The organism is Methanobrevibacter sp. (assembly GCF_045220775.1).
Classification (GTDB): Archaea; Methanobacteriota; Methanobacteria; order Methanobacteriales; family Methanobacteriaceae; genus Methanocatella.
In genome coordinates this window covers 1-13,402 of sequence record NZ_JBGUWC010000072.1, presented here as the reverse complement: position 1 = coordinate 13,402, position 13,402 = coordinate 1, and the positions used below count along the sequence as shown (strand labels likewise).

At 35.9% G+C, this 13,402-nt stretch carries 11 protein-coding genes; all 11 read right to left on the bottom strand.

Going from position 1 to position 13,402, the window contains the following annotated elements; genetic code table 11:
* On the bottom strand, positions 1-144 hold a 144-nt coding region (locus ACJROP_RS04345; RefSeq protein WP_406534269.1), incomplete at its 3' end, for a GTP-binding protein.
* Positions 145-303: 159 nt separating this feature from the next.
* Positions 304-2,505, bottom strand: a complete 2,202-nt coding sequence (locus tag ACJROP_RS04340) for an elongation factor EF-2 (protein WP_406534267.1) — start codon at positions 2,503-2,505, stop codon at positions 304-306.
* A gap of 28 nt (positions 2,506-2,533) precedes the next feature.
* A complete protein-coding gene (locus tag ACJROP_RS04335; protein WP_406534266.1) occupies positions 2,534-3,094 on the bottom strand; it encodes a 30S ribosomal protein S7 in 561 nt (186 codons plus the stop codon).
* A gap of 12 nt (positions 3,095-3,106) precedes the next feature.
* Positions 3,107-3,532, bottom strand: a complete 426-nt coding sequence (locus tag ACJROP_RS04330) for a 30S ribosomal protein S12 (protein WP_149730666.1) — start codon at positions 3,530-3,532, stop codon at positions 3,107-3,109.
* Positions 3,533-3,855: 323 nt separating this feature from the next.
* Positions 3,856-4,287 carry a NusA-like transcription termination signal-binding factor gene (locus ACJROP_RS04325; RefSeq protein WP_406534265.1) on the bottom strand — a complete coding sequence of 144 codons (432 nt, stop codon included), beginning with the start codon at positions 4,285-4,287 and terminating at the stop codon, positions 3,856-3,858.
* A gap of 6 nt (positions 4,288-4,293) precedes the next feature.
* A complete protein-coding gene (locus ACJROP_RS04320; RefSeq protein ID WP_406534264.1) occupies positions 4,294-4,593 on the bottom strand; it encodes a 50S ribosomal protein L30e in 300 nt (99 codons plus the stop codon).
* Positions 4,594-4,601: 8 nt separating this feature from the next.
* Positions 4,602-5,780: a DNA-directed RNA polymerase subunit A'' gene (gene rpoA2 / locus ACJROP_RS04315; RefSeq protein ID WP_406534263.1), complete on the bottom strand. Its 1,179-nt coding sequence runs from the start codon at positions 5,778-5,780 to the stop codon at positions 4,602-4,604.
* A gap of 8 nt (positions 5,781-5,788) precedes the next feature.
* The gene (locus tag ACJROP_RS04310; RefSeq protein ID WP_406534262.1) at positions 5,789-8,797 is read right to left on the bottom strand and encodes a DNA-directed RNA polymerase subunit A'; all 3,009 of its coding nucleotides are present in this window, start codon (positions 8,795-8,797) and stop codon (positions 5,789-5,791) included.
* Positions 8,798-8,822: 25 nt separating this feature from the next.
* On the bottom strand, positions 8,823-10,658 hold the full coding sequence (gene rpoB / locus ACJROP_RS04305) for a DNA-directed RNA polymerase subunit B (protein WP_406534268.1): 1,836 nt from the start codon (positions 10,656-10,658) through the stop codon (positions 8,823-8,825).
* Positions 10,659-11,273: 615 nt separating this feature from the next.
* A complete protein-coding gene (locus ACJROP_RS04300; RefSeq protein ID WP_406534261.1) occupies positions 11,274-12,827 on the bottom strand; it encodes a DNA-directed RNA polymerase subunit B'' in 1,554 nt (517 codons plus the stop codon).
* Between the two features lie 231 nt (positions 12,828-13,058).
* Positions 13,059-13,298: a DNA-directed RNA polymerase subunit H gene (locus ACJROP_RS04295; protein ID WP_406534260.1), complete on the bottom strand. Its 240-nt coding sequence runs from the start codon at positions 13,296-13,298 to the stop codon at positions 13,059-13,061.
* Positions 13,299-13,402: the final 104 nt, after the last annotated feature.

Here is a 13,402-nt window from a genome sequence, read left to right as displayed (position 1 = left end):
AAATCTGAATTTGTTTTCTCCGTCATCTAATTGTTGTTCAGCGATTGCACCAGCTTTTAATAATAAGTGTCCAACTAAAGTGGATTTTCCGTGGTCAACGTGTCCAATAAATGCTAAGTTAAGATGTTCTTTTTCTTTTGCCATAATAATAACCTCTTTTGTAATATTATCAACATATATTTATAAGCCTAAATGATAGCTTAAATAAACTTTATCATTCAACATATAAAAAGATAATGTTTTTTTCATGATTTTTAATAAAAAAATTAAAAAAATTAAAAATATAATTTTTAAATTTTAAATTTATAAATCTCCTAAGTAATGACTTGGAGGGAAAGGTTCAGCAGATAATCCTTTTCTTTGTCTGATTTCCCTTACGATTTGATTTTGCATCTCACGTGGGAGTGGTTCAAATCCTGCAATTTCAGTAGACCATAAACATCTACCTTCAGCAGCAGATCTGATGTCTCCAGCGAAACCGAACATTTCAGCTACAGGTACTTTGGATTCAATTCTAGCCATGTCACCAGTCTCTTGACCCATGTTGACAATTTGACCTCTTCTGTTTTGAATCTCACGAGTACATGCACCCATGTAATCGTTAGGAGTATCAATGACTACTTTTTGCATAGGTTCGAGTAAAGCAGGTTCTGCTAACATCATAGAACCTAAGATTGCATTTCTGATAGCAGGCAATACTTGTGCAGGTCCTCTGTGAACTGCGTCTTCGTGAAGTTTTGCATCGTTGAGTTTGAATTTTAATCCCATGGAGATTTCTTCACCTAAAGGACCACTTTCTAAAGTGGATTCAAATCCTTCGAGTAATAATTCTTTAACTTCGTCCAAGTATTGAATACCACGAGTCATGTTAAGGAAAATGCTTCTGTTGTGAACAGCCCATACTCTTCTAGCTTCTTCTTTATCTAATCCAGCTTCCATGAAGTCGTTAGCTGATTCTTTACCTTTAACTCTACCTTCTTTGATGTCACCATCAGCGATTGCATCGTAAAGGCTTGGTTCAATAGGTTCAACAGTAATGTAGAATCTGTTGTGTTTGTTAGGGGATTTACCTTCAACTTGTGGAGATAATTGCCTTACGGTTTCCCTGTATACAACAATAGGTTCGGAAGTTGTGATGTCCACACCTTTTTCACTGATTCTGTAACCGATAACTTCCAAGTGAAGCTCACCCATACCGGATACTAAGTGTTCACCGGTTTCTTCGTTAATTTCAATTTTAACAGTAGGGTCTTCTTTACCTGTTTGTCTTAATACTTCAATCAATTTTGGCAAGTCTTTGGTATTTTTAGCTTCTACAGCAACAGTAACTACAGGTTCAGAGATGTGTTCTAATCCTTCGAACTCTTTAATTTTGTGTTCAGGAGAACATAATGTTTCACCAGCAATAGCTCCTTTTGCACCAGCAATATATACAATGTTACCGGCAGGAACTTTGTCTGTATTAACTCTTTCAGGACCGAAGTATACACCTACTTGCTGTACTCTGGATTTGCCGTGGGAACCGACCATGTAAACTTCAGTACCTTTTTCAATAGCTCCACCGTAAACCCTACCGGTAGCGATTTCACCAGCGTGTTTATCAACAGATACGTTGGTAACCATTACGGCTAAAGGTCCATCCGGAGAAGTGTTAATCATACATTCACCTGCAGGAGATTCAGGATCTCCATCCCAGATGTTAGGTACCCTATAAGTTTGAGCTACTTTAGGGGAAGGTAAGTGTTCAACTACCATACCTAATAATACATCAGATAAAGGTACTTTTTGAGCTAATTCTTTTTCATTGTCAGCATTACAGTAATCAATAATATGTTTAAAGTTAATTCCAGTTTCTTGCATAGTTGGAACGTTGATAGCCCAATTGTGATATGCTGAACCGAAAGCTACACTACCATCAGTGAAATCTAATGCCCATTCATCTTTTTTATCTTCAGGAGCCATGTTTTTGATTAACTTGTTAGCTTCCATGAAGATGTTGATGAATCTTTTTTGCAATTCTTCAGGTTCTAATTTTAACTCGTTGATTAATCTGTCAACTTTGTTAATGAATAAAACTGGTTTTACGTTTTCTTTTAATGCTTGTCTGAATACAGTCTCAGTTTGAGGCATGATACCTTCTACAGCACAAACTACAACTACAGCACCGTCTACAGCTCTCATAGCACGAGTTACGTCCCCACCGAAGTCAACGTGTCCTGGAGTATCGATTAAGTTGATTAAGTATTCTTGATCTTTGTAATCGTGTACCATGGATACGTTAGCTGCATCGATAGTGATACCACGTGCTTGTTCTTGTTCGTCAAAATCTAAGAATCTTTGATCACCAGCAAGTTCTTCGGAAATCATTCCTGCACCTGCAAGTAAGTTATCAGATAAAGTGGTTTTACCGTGATCGATGTGAGCACAGATACCAATGTTTCTGATTTGTTCAGGTTCGTACATTAATTCTTTGATTTTTGCAATCATTTTGTCTCTTCTACTCAAAATAACCACCTAAATAAACATGATATGATTAGTGTGCTGCTTTAGCAACTCTTTCTTTCTCTTCAGCTTTTCTTAAAGCAAAACTTCTTGAATCTTCTTCAGAAGCAAGAATTAATTCGTCAGCTAAACATTCAGCAACAGATTTTCTGTTTTTGAATGAAGATTGTAAAGTTCCTCTGGTTAAGAATCCTAATGAAAGGTCAACCCTTCTTTGTGGAGAAATGTCTACAGCAACTTGGTATCCAATACCACCGTATTTGATACGGGTAGTTTCTTCACGTGGTGCAGTGTTTTCGACTGCTTTAACTAAAACTTGAATAGGGTTCTTTTTAGTTCTTTTGTTAATGATTTCAAAAGCTTCTTTTACAATGTTGTAAGCTTTGTTTTTCTTACCAGAGTTGAGATGGGTTCTCATAATCTTATTCATTAATCTTTCAACAATGGAAATTTTAGATTTTGCGAATTGTCTTTTTACATGTCTACCAGAAGTATGTGGAACTAAAGTTTCGTCTAAGCAGATATATTTAACTAAACCTAAGTCCTCAACTTTTACTTCATCGAGATCCCATTTATCAAAAATTTTACTCATAAATATAACCACCTATCTTACTGGTTTTTCAATTTTTCCACTTACCATTTCTGATAAAGCTACGTTATTCACTTTGGAAACTTTCCAACGGACTCCAGGAATATCACCCATGGATCTTCCGGATGGTCCACCGATTCCTTCAATCATCACTTCATCGTGTTCATCGATAAATCCAATAGCTCCGTCACCTGGTGCGAAAGCAGTTAATTGTTTACCGTTTTTAATCAATTGAACACGTACACATTTACGGATCGCAGAGTTAGGTTGTTTTGCTTCTATTCCCACTTTTTCGATTACGATTCCTCTTGCTTGAGGAGCTCCTTCGAGAGGGTCCGCCTTAACATCTAACCTTAAAGCTCTCCTTTTGTAATCTACATCTTTCCACTTAAAATTTTGTCTATTTCTTTTAAGTTTTTTTGCAGCAAAAAGTCCTGGCATATTTTTTTCCTCGAATTTTTTCTTAAAAACATATCTAAGAATCCACCGCTGCGATTTATACTATCATCTCCATAGTACAATCTAAATTCCCAGATATAAATCAGTATAATAATTAATTAGATAAAATAATTTATCTAAAAGAAGATATCGTGAAATAATAGTAAAAAACTTTGACAAAAAGCACACATAGTCAAGTTATAAACAGTACAGATATCTTATGATAATCTATATATTTTAACCTTTATAAATGTATGTATTTAATATATTAATATATATAAAAAAAGGATTTTTAAAAAAAATAAATTAATAAAATAGCTCGAAAGCTATTTTAAAATTATATTATCAATATTATGTAGTCTATTAGCTAATAATTTAGCTCTTTCAATATTGATTCCGTTTTTACCGATAGCAATACGTTTGTTGGTATTGTCTGCTGTTACAATAGCTATTTTCTCGCCTGACTGCTTTTGACTAATTTTTACAGATTGTAATTTAGCAGGGGATAAAACATTTTTAATAAATTGTATTGGATCATCGTCTAATTCGATGATTTCAACACCTTTATCTACAGCTCTTTGAACTTTTGATACGGAACTTCCTCCTTTTCCTATTGCAAGTCCCATATCTCCATTCTTAACAACAAAGGTAACTTTACCATGTTCATCATCGATAATGCAATCCTTAACCATTGCTCCAGTCATGTTTTCGAAAAGAGCTATGTATCTAATCTCATTTGCACTTAATTTAATAGACACTTAAATCTACCTCAAATCGTCTAATATTGTAGAATCTCCTGGATCGTTTATGATTAATGTAGCAACGGTAAATGGTTTACCACAAACAGAACCCAAATCTACACTAGTTCCATCATATACTAAGGATGGAATTTCGGAAAGATTTGCATAATATTCAACATCTTCAAGAATTTCTTTAGGAGCGTTGGCGGCGACAACAACAAGTTGGCCTTTTCCTAATTTTAAAGATTGAATTGATTTTTCAGAGCCTAAAGTTACATCTCCAGTATCAACAGCTACTCTGATTCCTCTATCTACGTCCATCATCTAGCCTCCTATTCATTTTTATAATCCATTTTGATACCAACAGAACCGGTACCAAGAGGTATTGGTTGTCCAATAATAATATTTTCGATGATACCTGTTAAATCATCCACTTCACCGCGAATACTTGCGTGGAGTAAATGTTTACCAGTTTCTTCAAAAGCTGCACGAGCTAAAACACTTGATTTTTCACCACTAATACCATGTCTTCCAATAGATTTGACAACACCTTCAGAAGTCATGATATCTGCAACTAACATAATATGTCTTACATCAACACTAAGACCTTGTTCTGAAAGGGTATTTTGAGCTTCGTTAATAATAGATTGACGAGCCGCTTCAATACCTAACACTTCACCAATTTCGTGAATGTTGTTAGTGGTAGTCCTTACCTTATCAATACCATCCATGTTAAGGACTTCCTTAAGGTTTGATCCTTCAGTATGTATAATCCATTCCTCATCACGACGAATGATAACCCTACCAATATTTTTAATACCACTAATTTGTAAATCACGGAATTTGTCTGCTAAAAGACGAAGTTCACGTATTACAAAGTCAGAGTCCAGTTTTGATGAAATAGTGACTGAATCACCATTAATAACAGCAGCCTTTTTAAAGGTTTTTTCAATTATTGCGTTAATATCATCCCTATTGAGTCTTTTTTCTGCAATTTTCTTGTTGTCTAAAACCGCTTCAATTTCCATTGTCCCATAGTTCAAATTGAAGTCAGCGAGAATATCGTTGATAGTACTTTTACCAATCTTATTAGCTAAAGTCCTAACGAATTCTTCATCATTACGCCTTTCTTCATCAAAATAGATGTCCATTGTAGGAGTTTTGATTTTTTCTCTTGCATCAACAATTTCTATAAGTCTTGGAAGACCCAATGTTACGTTTAACTCAGTTACCCCGGCATAGTGAAAAGTACGCATAGTCATCTGAGTACCAGGTTCACCTACAGATTGCGCAGCTACTGTTCCAACAGCCTCCCCAGCTTCAACATGAGCTCGTTCATAGGCTTCTTTGAGTTTAAATATGAGTTCTCTTAATTCATCATCAGTTAATTCTCTACTGATATAATGTTCAGCTAAATCTTCGATATAACTATCTGGAAAATCGATGTCAAGATTTTCTGTTTCATTAATCTCAGCAATCATGTCATTTATTTTAGTTATAATTTCATCCATAGTTACACCTAATTACCCATCCTTATTTCATCAATAAGTTTATCTAAGTTCGCTGGTTTACCGAAGTCTGATTTTGCAGGGTCAACACCATCTTCACCAAACATGGTTTGGATAACGTTACCCTGGTTGTCGGTAACGAGTCCGGATGGTTTAACTTGCAAGTCTTGAAGCGCGTTTACAAGTCTTCTTTGCATGTAACCGGATTGTGCGGTACGAATCGCTGTATCTACAAGACCTTCTCTTCCTCCCATTGCGTGGAAGAAGAATTCAATTGGGTCAAGCCCTGATTTGTAACTTGAGTGAACAAATCCTTTAGCTTTAGCCCCTAATTCACCTTTCTTGAAGTGAGGTAATGTTCTGTTGATGTATCCCCTTTCGATACGTCCACCCCTAACCGCTTGTTGTCCTACACAAGCAGTAATCTGAGTAAGGTTCAGCATGGATGCCCTTGCACCGGTACGTGCCATTACTACAGAGTGGTTTTCAACAGCCATCACATGGTCATAAGGATCTTCAGGGTATTGTTTACCCATGTTAAGATAATGTTCAGCAATTTGACCGGACATATCCCTAGCTTCCCCTAGAACTTGCATAATCTTCATTTCTAAAGTTTCAGCTAAACTTCTACCAGGTAAAGCTTCAAGATAACCTTCCTCATAAGCTTCAACAAGTTTATCTACTTCATCCATCTTCTTATTCAAGTGCTCATTAATACGGTCTTGAGCTTCTTCAGGGATTTCCTCATCATTCAATGAAGTAGTGATTCCTGTTTTCATGATTCCACAAATAGCTAAATCAGTGGAACGGTCTAAGAATTCTTTAGCTCTTCCAGGACCGTATTCTTTTACGATTTTATCTAAGATTTTACCTGAGAAAGATCCATATGCACTTTCGTCAATTACACCTTGCACAAGGATACCGTTTTCAATTACGACTTTGGCATCCTCAGGAGGATAGACGACAGGACATTTGGAAATCTCAGCACTATAAGATAAGTTTAAGTCGTTAGGTAATAATAAAGAGAACAATTCCTTACCAGTCCATTTAGCACCTTTATCCTTATAAATAAATGATTCTTCAGAGAAATCAGGATCATATTTTAAAATCCATTGATTTGATTTGAATTCAGGGATTTTAAGGTGAGATTTTCTGATAATTTGCAATGCTTGTTCTTCTGTAAATTCAACACCGTCTCTAGTTAAAAGGTATGCTCCACTAATGTGGTCGTGAATAGCACCGATAATAGGTCCACCGAACCTTGGAGACAAGATGTGTTCCTGCACACGCATCAATGATTTTGCCTCAGCACGGGACTCATCGGTTTGGAAAACGTGCATGTTCATTTCGTCCCCATCGAAATCCGCATTGTATGGAGGACATACACATAAGTTTAATCTGAAAGTCTTGTAAGGCAATACCCTTACTTCGTGTGCCATCATACTCATTCTGTGCAAGGAAGGCTGACGGTTGAATAGAACCATATCCCCATCTTTCAAGTGCCTTTCGATGATGAAACCTGGTTCCAATTGCTCAAGAATGAACTCTTTTGTATCTTCGGTGACTCTTCTTTTGGTGTCTCCGTTGATTACATAGTTTGCACCAGGGTGAATATCCGGACCGTTTTCGATGTAGGTCCTCATTTCATCGATGTTCCATTCATTTACATAAACAGGCACTGTTACTTCTTTTGCAATCATTTCAGGAACCCCAACCTCGTTGATACTGATGTTAGGGTCAGGGGAAATTACGGTACGGGCTGAGAAGTTAACCCTTTTACCGGAAAGGTTGGATCTGAACCTCCCTTCCTTACCTTTTAACCTTTGAGTTAATGTTTTGAGAGGTCTTCCAGACCTGTGTCTTGCAGGCGGAACACCACTTGCTTCGTTATCAAAGTAAGTTGTCACATGGTATTGGAGCAATTCCCATAAGTCCTCTACAATCAATTGTGGAGCTCCAGCTTCCATGTTTTCAAGTAAACGTTGATTGATACGTAAGATATCAACAAGTTTGTGAGTCAAGTCATCCTCAGACCTTTCACCGGTATCCAAGATAATGGAAGGCCTTACAGTTACAGGAGGAACAGGAAGTACAGTCAATACTAACCATTCTGGTCTTGCAACTTCAGGATTGACACCTAAAACATAAGAATCTTCATCTGAAATTTTTTCAAGTCTTTCACGAACTTCAGATGCAGTCAATTTATAATCTTCAATCAGACCGTTATTGTCTACAATGCTTTTGAAGATATTGTTCAATTGAGTATTAGTCAACTCATAAGATGCATCAATTTCCTCTTCAAGGTTTAAAATGTCAATAATTTCATCAACATTATGCAAATGTTCACATAAAAGTTCAATGAGATTACTGTTAATTAATAACCTATTTTTAAAGTAAGTTTGTTTGTTTTCAAATATTTCTCTGGAGATAGGTCCGATTTCAGCAATGCTGATGCTGTCGGAAGACATGTCTTCAAAGAACACTTTTTTAAATTCACAAAGTGGATTGATACGTTGAACCATTGAAACAGGTTTGTCAAGAATGATTTTGTCTTGGATAGTGCCACAGTGAGGACATTCATCACATTCAGCCTTGTTAGCCAAATTGTAGATTTCCTTGAGAATTCCGCTTAAGCTTTCTTTTTGATCTTTAAGTTCCTTGATTTTTTGAGTGTACTCTTCGATTTGTTCATCAGTTAAAAGAGCACGACCACACTCATTACAAGTAGAACGTAAAATCTTGTGGATGACATCACCAAAACCAACATGAATAACAGGTCTAGCTAACTCAATACTACCGAAATGTCCTTGACAAACTCCACCTTTAGAACCACAGGTCCTACAAACTAAACTAGGGTCAATAATACCTAAACGAGGATCCATTAACCCCTTATCAATAGGAAATCCATCATCACCATAAGTATCAGGATACTCAACAGTGACGACAGACATCTTACGAATATCGTCAGGAGACATTAAACCAAAATTAATATTGTTAATTTTTTTAATAAATGCTTTCATGTATTAGCTCCTTTAATAAATGTAATTATGCTTTGTCTCCTAAAATTAATTTAGGGAAAATACATAAACTCTTAAGTTCGTCCAATAATAATTTAAATGCATATGAAATTTCAACAGGGTATGTTTCTACATCTCCACAAATTGGGCAGTATTTTTTATTTTTGTTTTTGTCATATACTGCCAACATACCACAATTTTCACAGACAATCGCTTCATACTTGTCGGATTCATCAAGTAACCTTTCTTTTAAGGTTAATGCTGCACCGTGTGCGATAAGACAATCTCTTTCCATTTCTCCGAATCTTAAACCACCTTCACGTGCCCTACCTTCTGTAGGCTGACGTGTAAGCACTTGTACTGGACCTCTGGAACGAGCATAAACCTTATCAGTTGTCATGTGATGTAATTTTTGATAATATGCAACACCAATGAATATTTCTGCATCAAGTCTTTCACCGGTCACTCCGCTGTATAAGGATTCACAACCAGCAGACTCGAATCCGTTATCAATTAGCTGCTGTTTGATTTCATCTTCAAGGCTCTTATTGAATGGAGTTGCGTCTATACGTTCACCTTCAAGACATCCTGCCTTACCGGCAACCATTTCAAGCACTTGCCCAATGGACATCCTTGATGGAATAGCGTGAGGATTAACAATCAAATCAGGCACGACACCAAATTCAGTGAATGGAATGTCTTCAGGAGATAATATTAAACCAACAACCCCTTTCTGACCGTGTCTTGATGCAAATTTATCACCAAATTCAGGTTGTCTAGTATCTCTTACTCTAATTTTAGCTAATCTTGAACCTTCAACAGTTTCTGATAAAAGAACTGCATCGACAATACCTTTTTCACCGTGTCTTACAGTTACGGAAGTTTCCCTTCTTCTATCAGCAACAGAACCAAAGTCCTCTTCTAAGAATCTTGGTGGAGAAGTTTTACCAATCAATACGTCTCCGGATTTTACATAAGATTCTGGGTTTACAACACCGTCATCGTCTAAGTTTCTGTAAGCATCTTCGGATCTGTAACCTTTGATGTTTTTGTCAGGCACTTCAAATCTGTCGACTTGACCACCAGCATATCTTTTTTCTGAAGTATCATAAGCTCTGAAGAATGAAGACCTTGCCAAACCTCTTTCCAGTGCACCTTTGTTAATGACCATTGCGTCTTCCATGTTATATCCTTCATAAGACATCAATGCGACAACAAAGTTTTGACCGGATGGTCTTAAATCGTAATTAGTTGAATCGATAATACGTGTTTTTACAATTGGAGTTTGAGGGTGATGCAACAAGTGTGCTCTAGTGTCAGTACGTAATGCATAGTTGGAGACATATAATCCTAAAGCTTGTTTTGTCATACCCGCTTCCATTGTATTCCTTGGTGAGGAGTTGTGATCAGAGAATGGAATAATACCTGCACAAATACCTAACATTGTAGCAGGGTCTATTTCTAAATGAGTATGTTCTTCATTTAACTCGGCCAAGGTCATAGCAATGTATGAGTTTTCTTCTTCTTCAGCATCCAAGTATTCAATAAGACCGTCGTTAATTAAGTCATCCCATTTTAATTTTCCGTTAGCTACTTTGTTCAAGTGCTCTTCCCTTAACATTGGGACTCCTTCTTTAACAATGATTAATGGTCTTCTTGCCCTACCAGGATCGTTGAATATGTAAATTTCATTATTATCTTCATAATAAGTAATGTTCATTTCTGAAGAAACTTCGCCATTTCTTCTTTTTTCTCTCATTTCCTGAGTAAATTCAACAGGACTGGAACAGTATCCTAAAAGTTCACCATTGATGTAGATTTTAGTTTGAGGAGTATCGTCAATTACTTCTTCAGGAATTTCCATTTCATCAGTATCATCAACTGCTTCGATTTCAGTTTCCTCTTCAGATACCTCAACAACCGGTTCAATTTCAGTTTCCTCAACAACTTCATCGACAGGCTCAATATCAGTTTCCTCTTCAGATACCTCAACAACCGGTTCAATTTCAGCCTCTTCAACAACTTCATCGACAGGCTCAATATCAGTTTCCTCTTCAGATACCTCAACAACCGGTTCAATTTCAGCCTCTTCAATGAGTTCTTCTACAGGCTCAATGTCACCTGCTTCATTAATTTCTTCTATCTCAGCAATTTTTTGAGAAACTTTTTCTTCAATGAAAGTTTTTAATTCAGGCAAATCTTTCTTAAGTGATTTCCATTTAGCTCTACGTTTATCTTTTTTGAATGGAACATGTAAAGAGTCATGTTCTCTCAATTCAGGACTATCAAAATAAGCTTTGATATGTTCAACATGTTCATCGATTTTTTCTAAAGTTTCCTCGTCGGCAGATGCTCTTGCTTGTTCAATGACCTCGCTAACATCTTTAAAAGGAGCTAATCTTTCAAAACCGAAATAATAAAATGCCTTTTTTTCATCAGTAGTAGGTTTTTTATAATTATCAGACAACATTTCACCTCCTTAAATCAACTCTACATCCATTTGTTCGATTACATCAATAATTTCCTGTTCATCAGAACCTTCTGAAATATTACACAATAAAGCTAAGTTCTTTACCAAACCACAGTTAGGTCCTTCCGGAGTTTCGTTTGGACATATTTTACCAAATTGAGTTGGGTGCAAATCTCTTGCTTCAAAGTGAGGTTGACTTCTGGTTAACGGGGATACAACACGTCTCAAGTGAGAAAGAGTACCCATGTAACTTGTTCTGTCTAACAATTGGCTTACACCAGCTCTTCCACCAACCCAGTTTCCTGTAGCAATAGCATGTTTAATATTTTCAGTTAAAACATCACTACGAACAGCCTGTTTAATAGAAAGCTCCTTACCACGAGAAAGACTTCTTTCAAGCTGATAGCTCATGTCTCTTGTTAAGTTAGTGAAAGCAACTCTGAACAAATCTTCCATTAAGTCACCAGAGACCCTAAGTCTTTTATTTGTGTAGTGGTCTTTATCGTGAGGTTTTCTTTTTTCTTCAATAACTTCCAATAGCATTTCAGTCATTTCAGCCAAATAAATCGCTTTATCATAACATCTCTCTTCTTCAGTACCCATATGAGGTAATAAATAACGATTTATGACATCTTTTGCACGTCTGTAACGATAATCTTTTGGCATGTTTTTAGCTACCCTATTACCGATGTATTTAATAGCAGCATCTTGTAAGTGTTGTCTTACTTCATCTTTATCTCCATTTTTAATGACTGACTGATCGATGAATTTGCTTAATTCATCTTCAGAAACTTGGATATCATCCGCAATCATCATTTGGAAATTGTTATCTTTAGAAATAGCTGTAACAATTTCTTGGTCAGTAGCTAAACCAAGAGCTCTTAACAATACAACTAATGGAATTTCCCCTGGAAGGTATGGGAATGAAATCCTTAAAAATGCTTTGTTTTTACGTGGTTTTTTATATTCTAAAGTAATTCTTGCTCTAAAACCGCTTTTAATTGAGGTTACAACAGCTTTAGCATGTCTTTCTTCAACTTCACCAAGACGTTCAAGAATGATTTTATTCGGAGCGATTTCTTCCATTGTTACAACAGCCCTTTCGGAACCGTTTACAATGAAGTAACCTCCTAAATCTTGAGGGTCTTCGTGCTTTTCAATTAATTCTTCATCGCTAAGACCATTGAGATGGCAAATATCGGATTTAAGCATAACCGGCAACTCACCGATATACACTTCTTCTAAAGGATTTTCTGGCTCTCCTTCTTCATTCAATGCCATTTCAAGATACATATCTGCAGAATAGTTTAAATTCCTAAGTCTAGCTTCAGTAGGGTCAATTTCGCTTCTAGAACCGTCCGCTTCTTTATTGGATGGTTTTTCAATGCGTACTTTCCCTGTCTTTAAAGTGTATTTACCATCATCTAAACTAATAGGATCTGTAATATCAATGATATTTTGGATTCTATTGTTTACAAAATCGTTGTATGATTTGATGTGATGGTCCACTAAATCATATTTATCGAAAAATGCATCAACTAATTTCCAATTATTCTCTGTCATGGACATCCTCCAACATTACGTAAACGCAATAAAAATAATTAACTAAATAAAAATAAATAAGGAAATAACCTAATAACTAATTCATTTAATCATTATTCTTAATTTACTCCTAACTATCTCATTTAAGATAATTCCTCTCAAACTAAGTTCAAATTTATTATAATGAATTTCTAAAAAAACAAAAAATACAGAAATTATACTATATTAAATTTCACTAATTCTAAAATTATATTATGGTTCAACAATCCTATATGTAACGAAAACACCTGCAGTTTGACTCTCACGGGTAATTCTTAAAATATTACCTGGTTCTGCGCCTATAGATTTTGCAACAGGATCATTGACTTTAATTTTAGGAAGATTTTTAAAATCATAATCCGCATCGCTAAATTCATTTGAAATTTCTTCTTCAGTCATGATTTCATGCTTTGGTACTAGCATATGTTCTTGAATATCAAATTCACTTTTCAAATTAATTTCCTCCACAAATAGAAAAGTTAAAATATAAAATTAGAAACAGGCCTGACGGGAATTGAACCCGCGGCCGCTTGGTTAAAAGCCAAGCGCTCTGCCAG